We start from the raw sequence: 24,677 nt of genomic DNA on the forward strand, positions 1-24,677 counted from the left end.
CTTGCCTGCTCCCCTGTCCTTCCTCTCACGCCTGTCACGTCGCGCCCGGCAGGCTACCGGACGGCCCGCGCCAGCGCCGGATGCGACGGGCGGGACGTTCCTGCCCCGCAATGCGGTTTCCGCCACGGCGCTGGCCGATTCACTGGCCAGCAGGCTGCCCGCGCTGATCGTGACCGCCCGCCGCATTGCGGAAAATACCGGTCAGGGTGCCCATCCGCGCCGCAAGGCCGGACAGGGGGATGAATTCTGGCAGTACCGGCCCGCGGCACCCGGTGAACCCAGCACCCATATCGACTGGCGGCAGTCCGCGCGGGGCGACAGGGCTTTCGTGCGTGAGCGTGAGGCCCAGACCCCGCACACCATCTGCCTGTGGTGCGATAACAGCGCCTCCATGCGATGGCATTCGGATGACGCGCTGCCACTCAAGGCCGAAAGCGCCTTCGTGCTGGCGCTGGCCAGCGCCGCCATGCTGCTGCGACGGGGCGAACATATCCGGCTGCTCGATACGGGTGGCGGCCCGCCCCTGCGGCTGCAGGGACGGCATGCACTGGAACAGATGGCGCATGGCCTGATCGCATCCCTCCGCCGGTCGGCGGATGAGGCCACCCTGCCGCAGCCTGCCGCAATCCCCCCGCGCAGCCGCGTGCTGCTGTTTGGCGACGGGCTGTATCCCCCAGCCCTGTTCACGACATTCCTGCGCGCGCTGACCGCCCGGCAGGCAATTGGCACGCTGGTGGAAATCATCGACCCGGCGGAGACGACCCTGCCCTATGAAGGCCATGTCCGCTTTACCGGACTGGAGGAGGAATCGGCCCTGCTGCTGACCGGCGGCCCGGAACTGCGCCAGGGTTATGCAGCGGTATGGAAACGTCATCAGGAACGGCTGCGCGGCCTGTGTCAGGCGGCGGGCAGCCTGCCGGTGCCCTATATGACCGACCAGCCGCCTGAAAAGGCGCTGCTGGCGCTGCACGCGCTGCTGGGCATGGGGGGCAACAGGCCATGATCCTGCTTGCGCCGTGGATGTTGCTGGGCCTTGTTGCCCTGCCTGTAGTGTGGTGGCTGCTGCATGCGCTGCCACCCGCGCCCAGATCCCAGTCCTTTCCGCCCGTCCGGCTGCTGGCGCAGCTTGATTCATCGCCGCCGGATGCGACCTCCGCCCCGTTATGGCGGCTTCTGTTGCGCTGTCTTGCGGTGCTGCTGCTGGTTCTTGGGCTGGCTCAGCCCATCTTTCCGCGCGGACAGACCGGTATGGCGGATGCAGACTGCCTGATCGTGCTCGATAATGGCTGGGCTGCGGCCTCCACATGGCCGCAGCGTCTCCGCGCGCTGGATGGCATGCTCGATCATCTGTCCCGTACCGGGCACACCGTTCGCCTGCTGCTGACCGCGCGCAGCGATGCGCTTGATACGCCTGCCGTGCAACCCGCCCGGCAGGCCGCCGTACTGCGCGGGATCATTGATCCCATGCTGCCACGTTCATGGCCAGTGGACCGCGTGGCCGCGACACACGCACTGGAACAGCTTGCGCAGCAGAACTGGCATGGTCCCGTCCTGTATATCGCCGATGGACTGGCGACTTCCGCCGATGCCGGTTTCGCCACCGCACTTTCGCGGATCGGTCCGGTGCATGAAATGCAGCTCCCGAATTCGGACATCACGCTGCTGGCGCCATCCGGCGGGGACAGCAGCCTTGCCACCCGCATCCGCGCCGTGCCGCGCGCCTTCCCGCGCAACTGGCAGCTTCGCCTTGAAACCCCGACCGGCGGCACGCTCGGGCTGCTGCCCGTCAGCATGCCAGCGGGCGCGGACCATGTGGATGTAAAGCCCGACCTGCCCGCCGAAATGCGCGGCAAGATCGATCATCTTTCGCTGGACGGCGTGGCGGGGCCTGCGGGCATCCGCCTGCTGGATGAGCGCGAACGCCAGCGCCCGGTGGGGCTGATCGCCAGTTCCGCTTCGGATACGCCGCTCATGGGCAGCCTGTTCTACCTTCGCCGCGCATTGCAGCCGAGTGCCGAACTGCGTGAAGGCGATCTGGATACCCTGCTTTCACGCCCGTTATCGGTCATCATCGCGCCCGATGGCACGCTGGGCAATCCGGACAGCCGCAGGAAAGTTGAAGCATGGGTACGCGCGGGTGGCACGCTGATCCGCTTTGCCGGACCGCTGCTGATTCAGGGAACGGATACGCCCGACCACGCCCCTTCAGGCCCGGATGCGCTGCTGCCGGTGCCGCTGATGGGCGGCGAACGCGTGCTGGGCGGCACCATGTCATGGAGCAGACCGGAAGCCCTTGCGCCCTTCCCGGCGTCGTCCCCGTTTCATGACCTTGATATTCCAGCCGATGTCACCGTCTCGCGTCAGGTTCTGGCACAGCCTTCCACCGATCTGGACAGCCATAGCTGGGCGCGGCTGACGGATGGCACGCCACTCGTTACCCATGCCGCGCTGGGGGCGGGACAGGTCGTGCTGTTCCACGTCACCAGCACGGCGGAATGGTCGAACCTGCCACTGTCGGGCCTGTTCGTTGGTATGCTGCAACACCTGATCGACCAGGCATCAGGTATCGAAACCCCGGCGGGGGCAACGCTGCTTGCCCCCTATATGGTGCTGGATGGTGATGGTGCGCTGGTTTCCCCGCCCGCGGGCGTACAGGCGGTGCGGGCCGACGCATTTGGCCGGACCGCACCCTCCCCCGAGCATCCGCCCGGACTTTACGGGCCACGCAACAGCCGCCGCGCGCTCAACCCCGGCGACATGGCCCCACCCATGGTGGCCGAGGGGCCCATCGGAACCGTATCCGACCTGCGCGGACAGGTGCCCGACATCGCCATCGGGCCGCTACTTATGGTGCTGGCGACCGTGCTGCTGCTGATTGACGGGGCCATCACGATACACCAGCGCGGGCGCAGGCTGGCACGGCGGTCCATGGCGGCATTGCTGATGGGGGGCTGCATGCTGCACGGACCGGCGCATGCGGCGGATATTCCGCCCGATGTGCCCGCAGCCGCGCTGGAAACCCGGCTGGCCTATATCACGACAGGCGACAGCGAGATCGATACCGTATCCAGAGAGGGGCTTCAGGGCCTGTCCGACTACGTCAACGCCCGCACTTCCGCTGTGCTGGGCCACCCGGACGGCGTGGTGCCGGAACATGATGACCTGTCTTACTATCCGCTGATCTACTGGCCCGTCACGGCCAGTGCCAGCACCACGCCCGCGCGCACGGCAGCACTGAATACCTACATGCGCCATGGCGGCATCCTGATGATCGATACGCAGGGTCAGGACCCGGCCACGGCACCGGACAACGCCAGCGGCTTTACCGGTTCGGCCCCCGGCACGGCGGCAGCACTGCGCCGGATGACGGCGGGTCTGGACGTGCCGCCGCTCATGCGCCTCGACAGTCATCACGTGCTGGCCCACACCTTCTACCTGCTGCACGACTTCCCCGGGCGCTACGATGGCATGCCCGTATGGGTGGCGCAGGAAGGCGACAGCACCAATGATGGCGTCAGTCCCGTCATTATCGGCAGCAATGACTGGGCGCATGCCTGGGCCGTGGATGAAGGCGGCAACAACCCCTACGCCCCGGTGCCAGATGGGGCCAGCCAGCGGGTCATGGCCTACCGGTTCGGGGTCAATGCCGTCATTTACGCGCTGACGGGTAACTACAAGGCCGATCAGGTGCATGTGCCCGCGCTGCTGAAACGGCTGGGGGAATGATGGGAATGCCCGATCTGTCCCGCCATATGATGACTTTCAGCCCGCTGGTGGCGCCGTGGTGTCTTGATCTGCTGCTGGTGGCGGTCATGCTGCTGGCTGCTGCCGGCATGATACGCCGCGTGCGCGGCAGTATATGGCGGCTGCTGGCGGCCATTGCCGTCATCACGTGGCTGTATAATCCCCAGCGCATCACGGAAACATGGCATCCGCTGCCGGAAACCGCACTGATCGTCGTGGACCAGTCGGCATCCATGTCCGAACGCGGGCGTGGCGACATGGCCCGCAACGCGGCCGAGCGCGTGCAGGCCGAAATGAACCGCGTGCCGGGACTGGTGCCCCGTATCGTAACCCTGCGGGAAGCACAGCATGGCGGCACGCGCCTGTTCGGGGCATTGCAGCAGGCGGCGGCGGACATCCCGCCCTCCCGCCTTGCGGGTGCCGTGCTGATTACGGATGGCGAGGATCATGATGTCCCTGCCAGCCTGCCCGACACGCTCAACCCCGATGACGGGCATGGCCACCGCACGGTCCTGCCGCTGCATGTGCTGCTGACCGCGAAGGGCGAGGAAACCGACCGTCACCTGCGCGTGCTGCAGGCCCCGCCTTTCGCCATTGTAGGCAAGGACGTGACCATCCGCGTCGAGATTGACGATCAGGGCGCCAGTCCCACCCGCGGCGCGACCACGCAGCTTACGCTGACGCAGGGGGACGGCACGACATTCTCCCGCCCCGTACGGATCGGCCAGCCACAGGACATCACCCTGCCCGTTACCCATCCGGGTGAAATGCTGGTGGGCCTGTCCGCCCCCGAACTGCCCGGCGAGGTCTCGACACGCAACAACCATGATGTCATCCGCATCAATGGCGTGCGCGACCGGCTGCGCGTCCTGCTGGTATCGGGCACCCCGAATCAGGGGGAACGGGTATGGCGGCGACTGCTGAAGGCCGACCCTTCGGTCGATCTGGTGCATTTCACCATCCTGCGGCCGCCTGACCGCGATGACGGGACGCCGCTGTCCGACTTGGCGCTGATCGCCTTCCCGGTGGAAGAACTGTTCCAGCAGAAGATCGACCAGTTTGACCTCATCATTCTTGACGGGTTTGAAAACCGGGGCATCCTGCCCGAAGCCTATCTGCGCAATATCGTCCGGCACATCCGCGCCGGTGGCGGGCTGCTGCTGATTGGCGGGCCGGAATTCCTGACCCCCGGTTCGCTACAGAACACCCCCCTGTCCGATATCCTGCCCGCCCATGTCGCACCCGACGAGGGCATGACCGTACGCCGTTTCCGGCCCGACCTGACCGAAACCGGCATGCGCCATCCCGTAACATCCGGCCTGCCCGGCGCCCCCGAACATGCCGAGACGCAGCCGGGATGGGGACCATGGTACCGCAGCCTGCGCACGGATTCCGCCAGTGGCGAAGTCCTTATGACGGGGCCGGACCGGCAGCCCCTGCTGGTGCTGGATCATGCGGGCAAGGGACGTGTCGCGTTCCTGCTGTCCGATCAGGCATGGCTGTGGTCGCACGGCGAAGGGGGTGGCGGCCCGCAGTCGGAACTGCTGCGCCGGATTTCCCACTGGCTGATGAAGGAACCGGAGCTGGAGGAAAACCAGCTTGAAGCTGGCATATCCGCAGGCCAGATGACCATTACCCGGCGTTCGATTACCTCCGGCCCGCCGCCGGTCGTCCATGTCACGGCCCCCGATGGCAGGACACAGTCCATCACACTGGAACCTGCGGGCACCACGGGTCTGGCGCGTGCCCGCCTGCCCGCGCAGCAGGACGGGATCTGGACCGTTCGTGATGATGCGGGCCATGAGGCTTTCGCCGCCCCACGCGCGGAAGACCCGGTCGAGTTCGCCGACCTGCGGGCCACGGCCTCCATCCTTGCCCCCATGGCGGCGGCAACGGGCGGGGGTGTACACTGGCTGGGCGATAATGCGGATCAGCCGTCGCTGCCACAGATGGTAATGGTCGGCGGGAAAGTTACATCAAGCGCCGATCGCTTCGCCTTTCCCGCGCGCAATGCGCACAGCATATCGGGCCAGCAGGCCCGTACCATCCTGCCCGCATGGGCCGTGGGGCTGTTCGTTATCGCCATGCTGCTTATGGCATGGTGGCGGGAAAGCCGTTCATGACGGAAAGATGATTACATATCGCATCCGCCATCATTTTGCGCTAATGAGCAATTCTGTCTGGTTCCGTGCGGGAACACCGCGCGGCGGCCCAGACGCTCACTCTCGGGACAGGACATGATTTCCAGATCCGGTATATATCTTCTTGTCGCCGCCCTGTTTGCGGGCCTGCCCGTGCTGCACATGCCGCTTCACGCCGCTTACGCACAGGATGCCGACGACGCGGAAGCCGAGGCCGAAGCCGCTGACGCGGCCAAGAAATCCGAAGCCCGACGCGCCGCGAAAGCCGCCGCCCCGCCCGCGGCGCTGCCCGGTGCTGAATCGCGTGAGGAAGAACACGGCCACGCCAATTCGGACATGAACCCGACGGATGCGCTGTTCGACGCCATCAACCGTGGCAGTCTGGGTGCTGCCAAGGAAGCCCTGAACCGGGGCGCGGACATGACCGGCCATAACGTGCTGGGACAGACGCCGCTGGATATGTCGATCGATCTGAACCGCAATGACATCACCTTTCTGCTGCTGTCCATGCGCACCTTCTCGGATTCCGACCCCCGTTTTACGGACAGCAATGATGCAGGGGGGGAAGACGATGGGCCGCCCCTGACTATGCCCCGCCATGCGCCCACCACGGTAGACCGTCGTTACGATGCGTCAGGCGGGCATGCCCAGCCTTCCATCGGATTCTTGGGTTTTGGTGGCAGCTAGTACGTCTGCCCCTCCGTTCAGGGTATACCGTAACGGGCGCATGTGGCGCGCCACATGGCAGGGCACAGCGGTCTTGTGGGCATAAAGCCCGCCCCGCCAGGAAAAGGTTTGCCCGATACGGCGGCTCCCTGCCCCTTATCAGGCCGAAGGGTTATCCAGACTGGCCTCAATCGTGGTGATTTCGTGCATGATTTCGTCAGGCGTGCGCGTGGCGTTACGCCGGGTATGGGTCAGAAGGATGAATTCGACCGTCATCGGACGCGGTGACTGGCGCTGGCTGCTGACCCGGTAACGCTTGTAGCTACGGGTAAACACCTGAACATCACCCCGCTCACAATTGGCGCGGAGCATGTCGGTCAGGGGAATGAAGCCGTCCGTGCTGTAACTGGTGGCAATCCAGCGGGTATCGAGTGCGCGCAGAAGCTGTCGATACGCATCCAGCGCCTGCCCCCGGTAGTTGTAGGGACTGCGCCGTGCCGTGCGCCAGTCCTGCCTGATCCCTGCCTTGTTCCGTCCCGTGATCTTGGGGGCAAGTTCCGGCTGGTCCCATAAGGCTATGGTATTGAGCACATGGTAATTCGCGCCATAAGGGTGCTGGTTATAGGGCGGGTCCACATACGCGATCGCCGCATCCGCCACCTGCCCGCGCAGTTCTGCGGCCAGCGCCTGCGCATCCATGCGCAGCACGCGGTTATCGCGCCCGTTATCCATGAAACAGGCCGGGCGCAGGCACAGATCAGCGGCGATACGATACAGTGCGGTACCCGTCCGGCCACCCCAGCCATGGTGAAATCCCTTGAACAACCCGCTGGTATTACTGTTGTAACTGGCACTGTACAATAACGGGGCCAGCAGGCAGGCTTTCTGCCCGGCATCCAGCAGTCCCGCATGGTCCCATTGCGCGATCTGGTTACGGATCGCGTCAATGCGCATGCCGTTCTTGCGCATGTAGAACATCCTGTCGCGCGCCGTATCGTAATGCACGTCGTCATCAGGACATAAATGCCGGGTTACCCACCCTTCCGTTGCAGGCAGGGCATTAAGTTCGGCAATAACATCAGCATAATCGCGGCCACCATGAAAGCGGGGGGCTGACTGCATGCCGATATGGCAGAGATTCAGGTATTCGCTATAGGGTTCCCAGTCATTGGTCAGGACACGGAACCCAAGGCTTTTGGCCAGACGGGAGACAACACCCGTACCCGCAAACAGGTCCACAAAATCCGCCTGCTGCGGTATTTCCCCGGTTGCGGCGATGGCCTGCGCGATCAGACCCAGCAGTTTACGCTTGTTGCCGATATAGGGGATGATCTGGCTGAACAGGTAATCATCCGTCACAAGGGCGGAATGCCGCGCCGCGTTCCATTCGGCGGGCGACGCATCACACGGCCCGGCGGCGCCGGGCGACACGGTCATGCCATGTTCCCCTGTAACGTCATGGCCACAGGTCGCCACCCCTGTTCAGGATGCGACGGCTGCCTGCTCCGCCCGGATTTCGCCCCGCAATTCGTCAAGCTGTACCAGTTCACCTTCACGCTCGAAATACCAGAAGGTCCATCCATTGCATGACGGCGCATTCGTCAACGTCGCACCCATTTTATGGATCGAACCCCGGTTATGCCCGCTGACCAGCGTGCCATCGGGCGAGACCGTGGCCCGCACCCGCTTCTGCCGGTCCATAAGCACGGTACCCGCCGGCACCATACCGCGTTCAACCAGCAGGCCAAAGGGCACGCGCGGACTTTCACGCCGCGCAGGCGTGGTCAGGACACTGTCCAGCGGCACGGGTTTTTCACGCCGCGCACGACCGATGGCGGCTTCAGCATAGTCGGGATGCCGTTCGATCCCGATAAAGCGCCGCCGCAGCCTGCGCGCCATGGCCGTGGTGGTGCCCGTGCCGGTAAAGGGGTCAAGCACCACATCATCCACATTGGTCGAGGCGACCAGCACGCGATGCAGCAGGCTTTCGGGCTTCTGGGTCGGATGCAGCTTCAGCCCATGTTCATTGCGCAGCCGTTCCCCACCCGTGCACAGCGGCAGGTACCAGTCCGAACGCATCTGCACATCATCATTCAGCGCCTTCATGGCCTGATAATTGAATCGGTAACGGCTGTCGGGACCACGCGCGGCCCAGATCAGCGTTTCATGCGCATTGGTAAAGCGCCGGCCACGGAAATTGGGCATGGGATTGGATTTACGCCAGATCACGTCATTGAGGATCCAGAATCCCAGATCCTGCAAAATCGCGCCGATGCGGAAAATGTTATGGTACGACCCGATCACCCATATCGTGCCATCCTTGCGCAGCACGCGCCGGGCTTCGGTCAGCCACGCGCGGGTGAAGGCATCATACGCCTGCAGGTCGGTAAACTTGTCCCAGTCGTCATCCACGCCATCGACCACGCTATCGTCGGGACGGCGCAGTTCGCCACGCAACTGAAGGTTATAGGGCGGATCAGCGAACACGCAGTCGATCGAACCGGCCGGAAGCGTCTGCATCATCTCGACACAGTCCCCCCGCAGCACCTGATCCAGGGGCAATTCCATCATAACCGCACCGCTCATGAATTGTTCAGCATGATGGCTGCTCCGCGCTAGGGTGTGAAAAAGGGGAAACGGATGCCTGCACGATGCGGCGCACCGTACCGAACGCCGCACGGTGATGCGGGCTGACGCCATCGGCCATCAGGGCCGCGCGGTGGATGGCCGTGCCATAGCCCGCGTTGCAGTCCCAGCCATAGCTGGGCCAGCGCCGTGCAAGCCGTGTCATCAACCGGTCACGAACAACCTTGGCCACGACGGACGCGGCCGAGATGGACAGGCTGATCGCATCCCCGCCCACGACGCATTGCGCCGGACACCCGAAGGCGGGTGCGGCGTTTCCATCGACCAGCACCAGTTCTGGCTGGCGCGGCAGGCGCGTGACGGCACGCTGCATGGCGATCCATGAAGCGCGCAGGATGTTATGCTGTTCGATTTCGGCGACAGAGGCGGCCCCCACCCCGATCAGGGCGTCGGGCGTGGCATGGAGGATATCGTATAGCTTCTGCCGCATGGCGGGCCGGAGCTTTTTTGAATCGTCAAGCCGCTCGGCCAGCACGTCGGGAACACCGGAGGAGAATATTACCGCCGCCGCGACAACGGGGCCGGCCAGCGGGCCGCGACCGACCTCGTCCACCCCGGCGACCAGCCCCCCATGCGCATCCTCAAGCGTGTAATCCGGCATCCATTCCTTCCCGCCCGAATGCGAATCGGACTGTAAGTGCCCGATTCGCATCCGATTTCCGTTCTGAAAGGATGGAAACCATTTTTATGTGGGGTTGCGCAAGATGCTGTGGACTCATCGAGTCCCTTAAAATGAAAAAAAACGACTCGGGGCGGTTTCAGCCCTTGCGACGGGGGAAGAAAAGAAAGCCCAGAACGGTACCGACAGCCGCCGCGATACCCAGCGAAAACAGCGGACGCTCCCGCACGAAGGTCACGGCGCGTTCCACGCGGCCTTCATTTTCTTCGTACAGGTCGGCAAATTCCTGCCGGGCCATGCCCGCGAGCTGATCGACCTTGCCTTCGGCCTGAAGCCCCATATCGCCCGTCAGGCCGCCCGCGGCATCCTTCAGCCGACCGACACCTTCTTCCACAACGCCCGAAGCCTTGGTTTCGACAGTATTCGGTTTGTCTTCCGACATAATTTACACTCCAATAAATGGCCCGGCCCAATAACAGCACGGGTGGGCAACATCGACCTATAACGCAGCAATGGCGCATACGGTTCCGTACCGGCTATCATGCATCATCATGCCCCCCTTGACGACCGCCTCCTCCACATTCCCCCCACCGCCCCCGAACATGGCGCCGCCGCTGTCCACTACCCGCAAGCGCCTCATGGCGCTGATCGTGGCCAGCCTCATGATGATGGAACAGCTTGACGGCACGGCCCTGATCACCGCGCTGCCCGCCATGGCGGGCGACTTCCACGTCGATATTCCCCAGACCAGCATCGCGCTGACGCTGTACATGCTTGGCCTTGCAGCCCTCATTCCCGCATCGGGCCATATGGCGGAACGCTTTGGCAGCCGGACCACGCTACGCTGCGCCATCATGCTGTTCCTGTCCGGATCGCTGCTGTGCGCATGGTCGTCCAGCCTGCCGGTACTGGCGCTGGCGCGGCTGGTGCAGGGGGCGGGTGGTGCGATGATGGTGCCGGTGGGGCGGCTTGTGATCCTGCGCAGCGTGCCGAAATCGGAACTGCTGTCGGTCATGGCATGGGTCATGCTGCCCGCGACCATCGGCCCCATGTCCGGCCCCGTTCTGGGCGGTTTCCTGACCACGTACCTGTCATGGCGATGGATCTTCTACATCAACATTCCACTGGGGCTGGTGGCGATCGCCCTTACGGGACGGTTCATTCCCCATTTTCGCGCCAGTGCGCCACCGCCCTTTGACCTGCGGGGAAATATCCTGTCCAGCACCGCGCTGGCGGGGCTGATATTTGGCATGGAAATGCTGACCCGCCCGGGCTTTCCGCGCCCGCTGGCCGTTGGCCTGCTGCTGCTGGCGCCTCTTGGCGGGGTGGCGTATGTGCGCCATGCGCGGGGCATGACCCATCCGGTGCTTGACCTGACCCTGCTGCGGGTTTCCACTTTCCGCGTTTCGGTCATTGCGGGGGGACTGACGCGCATCGCGACGGCAGGGGTCATCTTCCTTATCCCTTCCCTGCTCCAGACACGTTTTGGCATCAGCGCGGCGCAAAGCGGGCTGATCACCTTCATCGCGCCGGTTGGCGCGCTGGCCATGCGCTTTGCCGCGCCGGGCATCTATCGGGGGCGCGGGTTCCGCACGGTCATGTGCGCGACCAGCCTTGTACTACCGTGCATCTGCCTGCTGCTTGCCCTGTTCCGGCCCGGTGCGCCACTGGTCTGGCTGCTGGTCCTGCTGGGCCTGAACGGCGTGGGGCAGACCCTTCTTTACACGGGTTACAACACCGTGGCCTATGCCGACATGGCGCCCGCGCGGATGAGTGCCGCGACCAGCCTGTATGCCACCTGCCAGCAGGTGATGCTGACGCTGGGCATATGCGTCGCCGCGGGCTGCCTGGCCTTCGGTCAGGTGGCGCTGCCTGTGCGGTGGCAGGCAGCGGATTACAGCCTTACATTCGTGGTGTGTGGCGTGATTGCGATAATGGCGCTGCCCGTCCTGCTGCGGCTTTCAGCCAATGCGGGGGCTGCCGTAAGCGGTCATGACGGAACGGACGGAAAAAAGGACCGGCCTTGAAACATTAGGTGGTTTTTACATTCCGCCATGTCTTTATGATGTTACATTCAATAACTTCGTACACCTCACCCCCATGTTAACCTTCTGACAAAGTCGATCTGAAACCACAGTCCTCCACATGGCCCGGTTTGTTCAGACTGGACGCCCCCACGATAGCAGGCAGAAAACCGACCGCATGGCTACATCTTCCTCCTCGACCACTCCGCCGACGAACAGTACGCCCCATGCGGACAGCACGCCCCCCGCGCCCCGGCCACGCCATGGCCGCCGGCTGATCTATCTGGCCGGCGGGGCGCTGGCGGTCGTCCTTGCCGTCGCATTCCTGCGCCCCCACACCACCACGACCAAACACGCACGCACGGGCGACCAGCCGGTTGCGGTCGCAACCGTGGGCAAGGGCGACATGCCCGTGATCCTGACGGAACTGGGCACGGTGGTGCCGATCACCAACGTGACGGTGCAGTCGCGTATTGATGGCTATCTCATGCAGGTCCTGTTCACCGAAGGGCAGCACGTGCACAAGGGCGACCTTCTGGCCCTGATCGATACCCGCCCGTATGAAGTCCTGCTGGCCCAGTATCAGGGCCAGCTTGAGCAGGATCAGGCCCAGCTTGCCGCCGCCCGCGTGGACAATGCCCGCTATCAGCGCCTGATCCGCCAGAACAGCGTCGCCGCGATGACGGCGAAAGACCAGCAGTACAAGGTCGAACAGCTTGAAGGCACCGTAAAGGCCGATCAGGCGCTGGTGGACAACGAAAAGCTGCAGATCACCTACTGCCACATCCTGGCCCCGGTGGATGGCCGTGTGGGCATCCGTCAGGTGGACATGGGCAATTACATCACGGCCGGCCAGACCAACGGGCTGGTGATCCTGACGCAGATGCAGCCGATCTCGGTCATCTTCACCCTGCCGGAAAATGACATCGGGCCGGTGGCCGCCCGCCTGCGCACGGGCACGCCGCTGCCCGTCGATGCGTGGGACAGCAGCAACCTTACCCATATCGCGACCGGGCAGGTCAGCGTGCTGGACAGCCAGATCGACACATCGACCGGCACGGTGCGCATGCGCGCCATCTTCCCCAATTCGCAGGAAGAGCTGTTCCCCAACCAGTTCGTCAATGCGCGCCTGCTGGTCAATACAGATCATGATGTGCTGCTGGTGCCGACCAATGCGTTGCAGACCGGCCCGAACGGCCAGTTCGTATATGTCGTGCGCGCCGACAGCACTGTGGAGGTCCGCAACGTCAAGGTCGGCCATGCCAGTGATTCCATGACCGTGGTGACGGACGGCGTGAAGGAAGGCGAGCGCGTCGTGACCGACGGGGTCGACCACCTGCGCGATGGCGTAAAAGTCTCCATCCCGCAGCCGGGCGATGCCACAGCCACACCGGCCACCGGCGCCCCGCAGGGGCAGAAGGGCTAGACGTGCGCGTATCCACGCCCATCCTCCCCCCGACTGAACGACTGCCCTGCCTGCCGCCGGAGATTGCCGCGTGAATCCGTCCCGCCTGTTTATCCGCCGCCCGGTCGCCACCACGCTGCTCATGCTGGCCATCCTGCTGGCGGGGCTGCTGGGTTACCATTTCCTGCCGGTTTCCGCGCTGCCGGAAGTTGAATACCCCACCATCACGGTCCAGACCTTCTATCCCGGCGCCAGCCCGGACGTGATGGCGACATCCGTTACCGCGCCGCTGGAAACGCAACTGGGCGAAATGTCGGGGCTTGAGCAGATGACCTCACGCTCCTCCGGCGGGGCGTCGGTCATTACGCTGCGCTTCGGTCTGGACATGACCATGGACATCGCGGAGCAGGAAGTGCAGGCCGCGATAAACGAGGCCAATTCCCTGCTGCCGACCGACCTGCCCGCGCCGCCGGTCTATGCCAAGGTCAATCCTGCCGATACGCCGGTCATGACGCTGGGCATTTCATCGCAGACCATGCCGCTGACCGAGGTCGAGGATTACGTCGATACGCGGCTTGCGGAAAAGATCAGCCAGATTTCGGGCGTGGGGCTGGTCACGCTGTCGGGCGGGAACCGCAAGGCGCTGCGCGTGCGGGTCAACATTCCCAAGCTGACATCCTTCGGCGTCGATCTTGATACGCTGCGCACGACCATCGGCAACGTGAACGTCAATTCCCCCACCGGCACGTTCGACGGCCCCAGGCGTGCGACGACGCTGCGTATCGACGGGCAGATTTCGGGCGCGGAGCAGTTGCTCAATCAGGTCATCGCCTACCAGAACAACGGGCCGGTGCGCATCCGTGACGTGGCGAGCGTGGTGGTCGGGCCGGAAAATACCGAACTGGCCGCATGGGCAAACCGCACCCCCGCCCTCATCATGAACGTGCAGCGCCAGCCGGGCGCCAACGTGATCTCGGTGGTGGACAACATCAAATACGCCCTGCCGCGCCTGCAGCAGTCGCTGCCGCCGGGCATCACCATCACGCCGCTTACGGACCGGACCACGACCATCCGCGCATCGGTGGCGGATGTCGAATTCGAACTGGGGCTGGCGCTTGTGCTGGTGGTGGGCGTGATTTTCGTCTTCCTGCGCAACGTGCCCGCGACACTCATTCCCAGCCTGTCGGTGCCGCTGTCGCTGGTGGGCACGCTGGCGGTGATGTACCTGTTCGGCTTCTCCCTCGATAATCTCTCGCTCATGGCGCTCACCATTTCCACCGGCTTCGTGGTGGATGACGCCATCGTCATGATCGAAAACATTGCCCGCTACATCGAAATGGGCGACAGCCGCATGGAAGCGGCCCTGAAGGGGGCCGGCGAAATCGGGTTCACCATCATCTCGCTTACCGTCTCGCTCATCGCGGTGCTGATCCCGCTCCTGTTCATGGGCGATGTGGTGGGACGCCTGTTCCACGAATTCGCCATGACGCTGGCCGTCACCATCATCCTGTCCGCCGTGGTCTCGCTTACGCTGGTGCCCATGATGTGCGCGCGCCTGCTGCATGAACGCGCTGACAGACGGACCGAACCCGCATGGTCACAGGCGGTGGAACGCTGGACCACCAGCACCATCGCCGCCTACGGGCGGGCGCTGGACGTGGTGCTGCGCCACCAGCGGCTGACGCTGGCGGTATTTGCCGCGACACTGGCGCTGACCGGCGTGCTGGCGGTGGTCATACCCAAGGGCTTCTTTCCCGTGCAGGATACGGGCGTGATCCAGGGCATTTCGGTCATGGCGCAGTCCACGTCCTTCACCGCGATGAAACGCCACCAGCAGGAACTGGCCGAACGTATCCTCAGCGATCCCGATGTCAGCAGCCTGTCGTCCTTCGTTGGGGTGGACGGGCAGAACGTCACCCTCAATCAGGGGCGTTTCCTCATCAACCTCAAGCCCGAGGCCAGCCGCAGCGCCACCGCGCAGGAAGTCGCCACCCGCCTGCGCGCCGAAACGGCGGACATAGCCGGGGCGGAACTGTTCGTGCAGCCGGTGCAGGATCTCTCCCTTGATACGTCGGTCGCGGCGACCCAGTACCAGTTCCTGCTGGAAAACCCCGATTACAACCAGTTCACGACATGGGTACCCAAATTCATCGCCCGCCTTCAGCAGGAAAAGGCCCTGTCGGATGTCACCTCCGACCTGCAGGCCGAAGGGCTGGTGGCGCATGTCGATCTGGACCGGACCACGGGGGCGCGGTACTCCATCACGCCCCAGACCATTGACAACGTGCTGTATGACAGTTTTGGCCAGCGCCAGATCTCGACCATCTTCACGCAGTCCAACCAGTACCGCGTGATTCTGGAGGCCGATCCCGCCTTCCAGCAGGACATGGCGTCACTGGCGCAGATCTACCTGCCGGGCATCAGTGGCAATGCGGGGGAGAGCACCTCCGGCCCGACGCGCTCGCCCACATCGGGGCTGGTGCCGCTGGCGACCGTTACCCACGTAACGCAGGACACGGCCCCGCTACTGATTACCCATGTGGGGCAGTTCCCGGCCACCACGGTCTCGTTCAACGTGCGGCCGGGCTATGCGCTGGGTGATGCGACGGACGCGATCGAACGCGCGGCGAAGGACATCCACCTGCCATCGAGCTTCCAGACCTCGTTCCAGGGCACGGCGGCGGCATTCCGCAGTTCGCTTTCCAACGAGGCATGGCTGGTTCTGGCGGCACTGGTGGCGGTCTATATCGTTCTGGGCATCCTGTATGAAAGCTTCGTCCACCCCATCACCATCCTGTCCACCCTGCCCTCCGCCGGGATCGGGGCGCTGCTGGCGCTGTGGATTACGGGTTCGGGACTGGATGTCATGGGCATCATCGGGCTTGTGCTGCTGATCGGCATTGTCAAGAAAAACGCCATCATGATGATCGACTTCGCGCTGGAGGCCGAACGGGTTGAGGGCATGTCGTCCATCAATTCCATCCGTCATGCCGCCATGCTGCGTTTCCGTCCCATCCTCATGACCACGCTGGCCGCCATGCTGGGTGCGGTGCCGATGATGCTGGGCACCGGCACCGGGTCGGAACTGCGCCGCCCGCTGGGTATCGCCATTGTGGGCGGGCTGCTGGTCAGCCAGTTGCTGACGCTGTTCACGACGCCGGTGATCTACCTGCTTATGGACGGGATCAGCCAGAAACTGACGCGGCGCTTCGGCGGGGCCGGTAGCAATGACACTGATGGCCTGCCCGGACCGCAGGCCTCCGCATGAATCCCCTCTCCTTTTTCGTACGAAGGCCGGTTGCCACTGTCCTGCTGACGGTGGCGCTGCTGCTGGGGGGGGTGATCGGCTATCTTACGCTGCCGGTGGCGGACCTGCCCAATGTCGACTTTCCGGTCATACAGGTGCAGGCCCGGCAGGCTGGCGGCTCGCCGGAGGAAATCGCCAGTTCCGTCGCAGCCCCCCTGGAGCGGCATCTGGGTGCGATTGCCGACCTGACGGAAATGACATCGCAGTCATCGGCCAATCAGGCACGCATCACCCTGCAGTTCGCCCTGACCCGCGACATCAACGGCGCCGCGCGCGATGTGGAAGCCGCCCTGCAGGCCGCGCATGCCGACCTGCCGTCCTCGCTGCGGCAGAACCCGAGTTACTTCAAGGCCAACCCCAATGGCGCGCCGGTGATGATCCTGGCGCTGACATCACGCACGCGCACCGCCCCCCAGCTTTACGATCTGGCGTCCAATGTCCTGCAGCAGCATCTTTCGCAGATACAGGGCGTGGGCGAGGTCGAGATCGGGGGCAGTTCACTGCCTGCGGTGCGGGTGGAGATGAACCCGCTGGCGCTGTATAAATTCGGCATCGGGTTCGAGGATATCCGCGCGGCCCTCGCCTCGGCCAACGCGCATACGCCGAAAGGTTTTGTCGATCAGGGCGACAGCCGCTTCGTGCTGGCCACCAACGATCAGGTCCATAACGCACAGGCCTATCGTGACCTGATCGTGGCCTATCATGACAGCCGCCCCGTGCGGCTGGCGGACGTGGCCTATGTGCGCGACAGCGTGGAAGACGTGCGCAATGCCGGTTACGTGGATGGCGGCCCGGCGGTTCTGGCCGTCATCTTCGCGCAGGCTGGCGCCAATATCATCAACACCAACGACCAGATCCGCGCCAAGCTGCCCATCCTGCGCGCCGCCCTGCCCCGTGATGTGGACCTGAGTGACCTTATGGACCGGTCCATCACCATCCGCGCCGCGCTGGCGGATACGCAGTTCACGCTGTTCCTGTCCGTGGCGCTTGTGGTGCTGGTTGTGCTGCTGTTCCTGCGCTCGCCACGCATCACCATCATTCCCGCAATCGTTGTGCCGACGTCCATCATCACCACCTTCGGCGCGATGAAGCTCATGGGCTACTCGCTCGATAACCTGTCGCTCATGGCGCTGACGGTCTCGACCGGCTTCGTGGTGGATGATGCGATCGTGGTGGTGGAAAACATAAGCCGCCACATGGAAGCGGGCATGGACCGCCTGCAGGCAACACTGCTGGGCACGCGCGAAGTGGCGTTTACGGTGCTGTCCATCACCGTATCGCTGATTGCGGTGTTCCTGCCGATCCTGCTGCTGAGCGGCGTGGCGGGACGCCTGTTCCATGAATTCGCCATGACGATGTCGATCACCATCGTCATTTCCATGCTCCTGTCGCTTTCGCTTACCCCCATGATGACGGCCCGCCTGCTGCGCCAGCACGAAGCGGCCCCCAGCCCTACCGGCTTCGGGCGCATCTGGCTGTGGCTGGAACAGGCGCTGGCGCATGCCCAGCAGGGCTATGCCCGGTCGCTGGAATGGGCGATCACGCACCGGCGACTGACCATCCTGTCCCTGCCGCTGACCATCGCCATCATGGTCGGGCTGTTCATCAAGATGCCCAAGGGCCTGTTCCCGGATTCCGATACCGGCATGCTGATGGGACATCTGCAGGGCGACCAGTCCATTTCGTTCCAGGCCATGCAGGGCAAGATCCAGACGGTCCAGCAGGCGATCATGGCGGATAAGGACGTATCGCGCGTCATGGGCTTCATGGGCGGTCGTGGCACGTCGAATCAGGCCAACCTGTTCGTGGTGCTGAAGGACAAATCCGAACGCTCCGACCCACCGGCGGTGACAATCGCCCGTATTTCCCGGCGGCTGCGCCATATGGTGGGGGCGCAGTTCTATGCCTCCGCCCCCGGACAGCTACGCATGGGCGGACGGCAGAGCAACGCGGCATACCAGTATTCGCTCCAGTCTGATTCCGCGCGCGACCTGTATGAATGGACACCACAACTGGTCACGATGCTGCAGAAGCATCATGAACTGACCGATATCTCATCGGATGTATTGCAGGGCGGTTCGGCGCTGGATGTGATGGTGGACCGCGATACGTCCAGCCGCCTCAACATCACGCCTCAGCTTGTTTCCAATACCCTGTATGATGCCTATGGCCAGCGTTCGGCCTCGGTCATCTACAATGCGCTGAACCAGTATCGCGTGGTGATGGAAGTCGAACCGCGCTTCTGGCAGGACCCGACCACGCTCAAGCAGGTCTGGGTCAGTGTCGCGGGCGGTTCGGCGGGCGGTGGCACGCAGTCGAACACCATCCGGGTGCGCACCGACACCGGCACCACGGCATCGCAGCTAAGCGCCCAGTCCTTCCGCAACCAGGTCGCCAATACGCTGGCGGGCGGCAACAGCGCGTCCACGGGTTCCGCCGTCTCGACCAATTCCGAGGAAATGGTGCCGCTTACGCTGGTTTCCGTCATCAAGCCCACGCTGACCGCACTGAGCGTCAACCATTCGGGGCAGTCCGTCTCCAGCACGATCTCGTTCAATCTGGCCAATGGCGTATCACTCAGTCAGGCAGTGCAGATCATCAATGAGGAGACGGTGCGCCTGCACATGCCCGCCAACATTCAGGGCAGTTTCGCGGGGAATGCCGCCCAGTTCCAGAAATCGGTCAATAACGAACCGTTGCTGATCCTGGCGGCGCTGGCGGCGGTGTACATGACGCTGGGCATCCTGTATGAAAGCTATGTCCACCCGCTGACCATCCTGTCCACCCTGCCTTCGGCCGGGGTTGGCGCGCTGCTCGCACTTCAGGTCTTTGGGGAGGAATTTTCCCTTATCGCCATGATCGGGGTGATCCTGCTGATCGGCATCGTCAAGAAAAACGCGATCATGCTGGTGGACTTCGCCCTGACCGTCGAACGTGATGAGGGACATACCCCGCTGGACGCCATCCGCACCGCCTGCATGCTACGCTTCCGCCCGATCATGATGACCACCTTTGCCGCCGCCCTTGGGGCGCTGCCGCTGATTTTCGGCCACGGCTACGGTTCCGAACTGCGTCGTCCGCTGGGTATTGCGATTGTGGGCGGGCTGCTCGTCAGTCAGGCGCTGACACTTTATACAACGCCGGTTGTCTATCTCTACCTCGACCATCTGGGGATAGTGTGCCGCACGCGTTTCAACCGGCTGTATGGGCGGCTGTCCCGACGCCATCGTCTTTCCCCCCAGCAGGATTCCTGAACCGGATGACTTTCTTTCCGCCATCCCCCGCGCAAGCCGGTATCCGTCCCTCCCGCACCCGTCGCGGGGCACGTCGTCTGGCGCTGGCCGCCTTGCCGCTGGTCGTGCTGACCGGCTGCATGGTGGGGCCGAAATACCATCGTCCCGCCGCGATCGTTTCCCCCCGTTTCAAGGAACTGCGCCCCGAAACGGGATGGGAAATGGCACAGCCGCAGATGGCGGCGCTGCCCAAGCATGACTGGTGGACCATCTATAACGACCCGGTGCTGAACGGGCTGGAATCGCAGGTTGCGATTTCCAACCAGAACATCAAGCAGTACGAAGCCAGCTACCGTAACGCCCGCGCGATGATCGACAGTGTCCGCGCCCAGCTTTTCCCCACCATAAGCGGCAGTCTGGGCTTCAACCGCAACGGGCATGGCGCCGGATCGCTGTCATCATCGGGCAGCAATTACGCCAAGGCCGGCAGCACGTACAACACCTACGACATCGGACCGAGCGCAAGCTGGGATCTGGACCTGTGGGGCAAGATCCGCCGGCAGGTGCAGGAACAGGTTACGGCGGCACAGGCCAGCGCAGCCGATCTGGCCAATGCAACCCTGTCCTATCAGGCACAACTGGCCACGGCCTATTTCAACCTGCGCTATCAGGACAGCCTGACCGACCTGTTGCAGCGTTATGTCCGTTTCAATGAACAGGCTCTCGAAATAACGCAGAACCAGTTCGATGCGGGCACGGCGGACCCGACGGCGGTGCTGCAGGCGCGTACCACGCTGGAACAGAACCGGGCATCGCTGGTGCAGGCTGGCATCAACCGCGCGCAGTACGAACATGCGATTGCGGTGCTGATTGGCAAGCCGCCTGCCGATGTCTCGATCGCGCCCGCCGAACTGTCGCGCACGGTGCCGCCCATCCCTGTCACGGTTCCCGCCGACCTGCTGCAACGCCGCCCGGACATAGCGTCCGCCGAACGCACCATGGAAGAATACAACGCCATGATTGGCGCGGACATGGCCGCATTCTTTCCCGACGTCACCATCAATGCCAGCTATTCACAAAGTGGCGGCGATCCCGTGACCTCCCTCATGCAGGCCATGAACCGTGTCTGGTCACTTGGCGCATCGGCGACGGAAGTGCTGTTTGAAGGCGGATCACGTACCGCCGCCGTGCATGAAGCCAACGCCCAGTATGACAGCGCGGTGGCCACATATCGCCAGACCGTGCTGACGGCGCTGCAGAACACGGAAGACCAGCTTTCCAACCTGCGCATCCTGTCGCAGCAGGCCATACAGCAGCAGAAGGCGCTGGATTTCGCCAACCGCACGGTCGAAGTCTCGCTTAACCAGTACCAGGCTGGCACCGAAATCTATACGACCGTCATCACCAACGAAAACTCGGCCCTGAGCGATGCCGAAACCCTGCTGGGCATCCAGCAGCAGCGCATGGTGGACAGTGTCAGTCTTGTGCAGGCCCTTGGCGGCGGCTGGGATGCGTCACGCCTGCCGAGCAAGAAATCGCTCCAGAAGGATAATCCCTTCCTCCCGGCCTTCATCCAGAAAGACACCAACCAGTAGGCATGAAAAAACCCCCTGCACCGGATGATGCAGGGGGTTTTCCGTTTCGGGCCAGCGGCTAGTTGTTGAATAGCGACTTGGCTGAAAACAGGATGATGAGCGCCACGATCACGAATGCCAGAATGGCGATAAAGAACAGAATTTTTGCCATTCCTGCCGAAACGGCGGAAATGCCACTAAAGCCGAACAGACCGGCAACCAATGAAACAATCAAAAAAAACAGCGCCAGTTTCAGCATGGCTTTCTTCCCCGCAAATCAGTCATGGGGTTACAACGCCCCGGTAGCCGGTCCGTTGCGTTTTAACGCCGGCGCCGGATGAACAGGCTGGCCACAAAGCCCAGAAAGGACGCGCCCAGCAACGCCACCAGCGGGCGGTCCGCCGTGAAATCGCGCACGGTATCGCAGATTTCGCCCAGTCCCTGCTGCGCCATGCCACCGGCATTATGCATGCGCCCTGACAGCGGGGTGCCGGAATCCCCGATAAAGCCATCCAGACCGTCCTGAAGGCGGCCGACGCCTTCTTCCAGGTGCGCTTCGAGATTGGAGGGATTCGTCATGCTCTGTATTCCCTTTTGCCACTGCGCGGGGGCAGCGCGTGTCTCCCCGCTCCCGCTACCAATGCCTGTCAGGCCCGCACGCGGCGGGCCAGGCGATCAGGCAGACTTATCATATCTCGGATGCCTGCCAATAGGCCGCAACCTCGCCGGGATCATCTTCCCCCGCGATAAGCTGGCGCATCCGCTCCGCCATGGCGCGCATGCCGGGCGCAGAATTGTCGCGCGGGCGGGGACCAACGCGGAAATCCCCACGCAGGCCCGCCGGATGTCCCTCAAGGATAATGATCCGGTCAGCAAGGATAAGCGCCTCATCCAGATCGTGGGTCACGAACAGTACGGTGCCATGGGTGCGGGCGTGAATACGCAGTAGTTCTTCCTGCAATCCGGTGCGGGTAATCGCATCCAGCGCGCCAAAGGGTTCATCCATCAGCAGCAGGTCCGGTTCGACCGTCAGCGCACGGGCGACACCCACGCGCTGCCGCTGGCCGCCTGAAAGCTGGCGGGGCCATCTGTCCGCCTTGTCGCCCAGCCCCACGAGTTCCAGCGCCGCCATGGCGCGCTCACGCCGCCGGGCCGCATTCAGCCCCAGCCCCTCAAGCCCCAGTTCCACATTGCGCCGTACGCTACGCCACGGCATGAGCTTGGCATCCTGAAACACCATGGCCGCCGGTCTGTGCGCCGCAACGGGGGTGGAGTGTAAATGGACCTGTCCCTCGGTCGGGCGCACCAGTCCCATTATCACCCGCAGCAGGGTGGACTTGCCCACGCCTGATGGCCCGAGCAGGGCCACGAATTCCCCACGCCGGATCTCAAGGTCCACATGCCGCAGGATAAAGCTGCGTCCATGGTCATGCGACAGCCCGATATTCTCCAGCCTTACTACGCTGTCCGTCACGTTGCCTGCTTCCGCCCTGTTCCCTGTTTCCCCGCCACTCATCCCTGCCAGCCCAGCAACCGCCTGCGCACCAGCATGAACAGCGTATCGGTCACGGCGTAAAGCAGCGCCATGGTCAGCATATAGACCACCACCAGATCGGTCGCCAGCAGGCTGGATGCCTGCATCATCCGCGCGCCGATACCCGGCACGCCAAACAGTTCGGCCGCCACGACGGACATCCATGCCTGCCCCAGTCCCGTGCGCAGCCCCGCCAGCAGGCCGGGGGCGGAAGCGGGGATCACCACCGTCCGCAGCCGTCCCCAGAAGCCGCCATGACCGAAGGAAGCAGCCACTTCATACAGGTCGGGGTCAATTGCCTGCACCGCCCCGTAGGCTGCATAAAAATTGATCCAGAATACCGAAATGGCGATAACGAATGTCGCCCCCGCCGTATTGAGGCCGAACCACAGGATGGCGAACGGCACCCATGCCAGCCCCGGGATCGGCCGCAATACGCGCACTACGCCCGACAGCAGCCCATCCAGTAGCGGCACCGCACCACAGAGCAGCCCCAGCACAGCCCCCGTTACAGACCCGATCAGCAGGCCACTGAGGTAATGCGTCAGGCTGTCCCTGATGGCCTGTATCCACGCCCCGCTACGCAGTTCGTCCAGCCATGCCGGCCCAAGGCTGGAAGGTGCCGGCAGCAGGCCGAAGGGAACCCAGCCCAGACGGATCGCGGCCTCCCAGCCACCAAACAGCACGACAAGACCTACGGCCCCCAGCAGGGGCCGTAGCAGAACGGAACGGCGCAGGGTCACTGTGCGATCTGCCTGTAACTTTCCAGATCAAACAGCGCATCAACCGGTTCGGCCTTGCGAACCAGTCCGGCCTGCACCTCGAAATCCTGCAACTGGCTGACCGCATCCACGATACGGGCCGGATCGGACACGTAACCGGCTGCCGATGCCTTCAGCGCCTCGATAATGATTTCCTTGGGCAGCATCCCGCCCCCCAGTGCCTGCTGCACATAGGGTTCAACCTGTTCGGGGTCTGTAGCCAGCAGATGCGTGGCCTTGACGAAGCTGGTGATGAACGCGGTTTTCCATGCCGCACGGTCCGGCGCGTTTTCATTCAGGATCGCCAGTACGGACCCCGGCTGGCCGGGCATCAGGTCATGACCGGACGCCAGAACACGCATGCCGGGCATACGATGGCGGATAATGGTCAGGGCAGGTTCACGCAGGATCGCGCCATCCACCGCCCCCGCAAGAAACGCCTGCTGTGCGGCGTCAATATCAATACCGATGATGTCAGCCGCCTGCGCTGGTTCCAGTCCGTTGCGGACCTTCAGCCAGTACCGCAGCAATGTATCCGGCACCGATCCGAGCGGCTGGGCGGCAAGTTTTGGGGGGTGGCCAGCCTTGGCGGCGAAATCGGCAAAGCGCTGACGGACAGCTTCCGCGGTCAGGGCCTGCGGCTGTTCGGGCAGTCCGGCAGCCAGCGCACCGCGCGAGACGACTTCCAGTTCCTCAATCGCGGCACTGGCCACCACCTTCACATCTGCGCCATGGGCACGCGCCTGAAGTAGCGGCAGGACCCCTGCCACATACGCATCGATCTTTCCCGACACCAGTGCCTGAATGGCCTGCGGGCCTGACTGGAAACGCACAAGCTGCATGTCTATGCCCGCATCACGCGTCCAGTTCTTGCCCTGCATGACAAAAAGTGGCGCCGACCCGATAACGGGAATATAGCCCACCCGCACGGTCGCGGCCTGCGTCGCACTGCACAGACCAACCACGGCGGTGAAAGCGTAAAAGCTGCGGCGCAACACACGCCCTAAAAATCCTGTCATGGCG

General features: G+C 63.7%; 18 protein-coding genes. 9 read left to right on the forward strand and 9 right to left on the reverse strand.

The window, feature by feature from the left end; translation table 11 throughout:
* Nucleotide 1 precedes the first annotated feature (1 nt).
* From ACBR42_RS03180 to ACBR42_RS03195, 4 genes are all read left to right on the forward strand, one after another.
* Complete coding sequence (locus ACBR42_RS03180) at nucleotides 2-1,003, forward strand: DUF58 domain-containing protein (RefSeq protein ID WP_371207261.1); 1,002 nt, start codon at nucleotides 2-4, stop codon at nucleotides 1,001-1,003.
* On the forward strand, nucleotides 1,000-3,726 hold the full coding sequence (locus ACBR42_RS03185) for a DUF4159 domain-containing protein (RefSeq protein ID WP_371207262.1): 2,727 nt from the start codon (nucleotides 1,000-1,002) through the stop codon (nucleotides 3,724-3,726). The genes ACBR42_RS03180 and ACBR42_RS03185 overlap by 4 nt, the downstream gene beginning before the upstream one ends.
* On the forward strand, nucleotides 3,723-5,867 hold the full coding sequence (locus tag ACBR42_RS03190; RefSeq protein WP_371207263.1) for a VWA domain-containing protein: 2,145 nt from the start codon (nucleotides 3,723-3,725) through the stop codon (nucleotides 5,865-5,867). The genes ACBR42_RS03185 and ACBR42_RS03190 overlap by 4 nt, the downstream gene beginning before the upstream one ends.
* 114 nt (nucleotides 5,868-5,981) lie before the next feature.
* Nucleotides 5,982-6,572 (forward strand): hypothetical protein, encoded by a 591-nt coding sequence (locus ACBR42_RS03195; protein ID WP_102323193.1) that lies wholly within the window; start codon nucleotides 5,982-5,984, stop codon nucleotides 6,570-6,572.
* Between the two features lie 138 nt (nucleotides 6,573-6,710).
* On the opposite strand, the gene ACBR42_RS03200 is transcribed toward ACBR42_RS03195, so the two are convergent.
* The 4 genes from ACBR42_RS03200 to ACBR42_RS03215 form a co-directional block, all read right to left on the reverse strand.
* Nucleotides 6,711-7,988, reverse strand: coding sequence for a DNA adenine methylase (locus ACBR42_RS03200; protein ID WP_371207264.1), 1,278 nt, complete (start codon nucleotides 7,986-7,988; stop codon nucleotides 6,711-6,713).
* Nucleotides 7,989-8,033: 45 nt separating this feature from the next.
* Nucleotides 8,034-9,137 carry a site-specific DNA-methyltransferase gene (locus ACBR42_RS03205; protein ID WP_110546546.1) on the reverse strand — a complete coding sequence of 368 codons (1,104 nt, stop codon included), beginning with the start codon at nucleotides 9,135-9,137 and terminating at the stop codon, nucleotides 8,034-8,036.
* A gap of 7 nt (nucleotides 9,138-9,144) precedes the next feature.
* Nucleotides 9,145-9,798, reverse strand: a complete 654-nt coding sequence (locus ACBR42_RS03210; protein ID WP_371207265.1) for a ribonuclease HII — start codon at nucleotides 9,796-9,798, stop codon at nucleotides 9,145-9,147.
* A gap of 157 nt (nucleotides 9,799-9,955) precedes the next feature.
* A complete protein-coding gene (locus ACBR42_RS03215; RefSeq protein ID WP_102323190.1) occupies nucleotides 9,956-10,258 on the reverse strand; it encodes a CsbD family protein in 303 nt (100 codons plus the stop codon).
* Nucleotides 10,259-10,367: 109 nt separating this feature from the next.
* Between ACBR42_RS03215 and ACBR42_RS03220 the strand changes: the two genes are divergently transcribed.
* The 5 genes from ACBR42_RS03220 (at nucleotide 10,368) to ACBR42_RS03240 (ending at nucleotide 21,380) form a co-directional block, all read left to right on the forward strand.
* Nucleotides 10,368-11,843 (forward strand): MFS transporter, encoded by a 1,476-nt coding sequence (locus tag ACBR42_RS03220; protein ID WP_371207267.1) that lies wholly within the window; start codon nucleotides 10,368-10,370, stop codon nucleotides 11,841-11,843.
* Between the two features lie 175 nt (nucleotides 11,844-12,018).
* Nucleotides 12,019-13,266, forward strand: coding sequence for an MdtA/MuxA family multidrug efflux RND transporter periplasmic adaptor subunit (locus tag ACBR42_RS03225; protein WP_371207268.1), 1,248 nt, complete (start codon nucleotides 12,019-12,021; stop codon nucleotides 13,264-13,266).
* A 70-nt stretch (nucleotides 13,267-13,336) separates the two neighbouring features.
* The gene (locus ACBR42_RS03230) at nucleotides 13,337-16,513 is read left to right on the forward strand and encodes an efflux RND transporter permease subunit (RefSeq protein WP_118962944.1); all 3,177 of its coding nucleotides are present in this window, start codon (nucleotides 13,337-13,339) and stop codon (nucleotides 16,511-16,513) included.
* Nucleotides 16,510-19,806 (forward strand): efflux RND transporter permease subunit, encoded by a 3,297-nt coding sequence (locus tag ACBR42_RS03235; RefSeq protein ID WP_371207269.1) that lies wholly within the window; start codon nucleotides 16,510-16,512, stop codon nucleotides 19,804-19,806. The genes ACBR42_RS03230 and ACBR42_RS03235 overlap by 4 nt, the downstream gene beginning before the upstream one ends.
* Nucleotides 19,807-19,811: 5 nt before the next feature.
* Nucleotides 19,812-21,380, forward strand: coding sequence for an efflux transporter outer membrane subunit (locus ACBR42_RS03240; protein WP_371207270.1), 1,569 nt, complete (start codon nucleotides 19,812-19,814; stop codon nucleotides 21,378-21,380).
* Nucleotides 21,381-21,438: 58 nt separating this feature from the next.
* On the opposite strand, the gene ACBR42_RS03245 is transcribed toward ACBR42_RS03240, so the two are convergent.
* From ACBR42_RS03245 to ACBR42_RS03265, 5 genes are all read right to left on the reverse strand, one after another.
* Complete coding sequence (locus ACBR42_RS03245; RefSeq protein ID WP_102323183.1) at nucleotides 21,439-21,618, reverse strand: DUF1328 domain-containing protein; 180 nt, start codon at nucleotides 21,616-21,618, stop codon at nucleotides 21,439-21,441.
* Nucleotides 21,619-21,680: 62 nt separating this feature from the next.
* Nucleotides 21,681-21,938, reverse strand: a complete 258-nt coding sequence (locus ACBR42_RS03250; RefSeq protein ID WP_102323182.1) for a CsbD family protein — start codon at nucleotides 21,936-21,938, stop codon at nucleotides 21,681-21,683.
* 109 nt (nucleotides 21,939-22,047) lie between these two features.
* Nucleotides 22,048-22,875, reverse strand: coding sequence for an ABC transporter ATP-binding protein (locus tag ACBR42_RS03255; RefSeq protein WP_110546557.1), 828 nt, complete (start codon nucleotides 22,873-22,875; stop codon nucleotides 22,048-22,050).
* Nucleotides 22,872-23,636 (reverse strand): ABC transporter permease, encoded by a 765-nt coding sequence (locus tag ACBR42_RS03260; RefSeq protein ID WP_110546559.1) that lies wholly within the window; start codon nucleotides 23,634-23,636, stop codon nucleotides 22,872-22,874. The genes ACBR42_RS03255 and ACBR42_RS03260 overlap by 4 nt, the downstream gene beginning before the upstream one ends.
* A complete protein-coding gene (locus tag ACBR42_RS03265) occupies nucleotides 23,633-24,673 on the reverse strand; it encodes an ABC transporter substrate-binding protein (protein ID WP_371207271.1) in 1,041 nt (346 codons plus the stop codon). Before ACBR42_RS03265 ends, ACBR42_RS03260 begins: the two co-directional genes overlap by 4 nt.
* Nucleotides 24,674-24,677 lie beyond the last annotated feature (4 nt).

The organism is Komagataeibacter sp. SM21, from assembly GCF_041402665.1.
Taxonomy (GTDB): domain Bacteria; phylum Pseudomonadota; class Alphaproteobacteria; order Acetobacterales; family Acetobacteraceae; genus Komagataeibacter; species Komagataeibacter saccharivorans.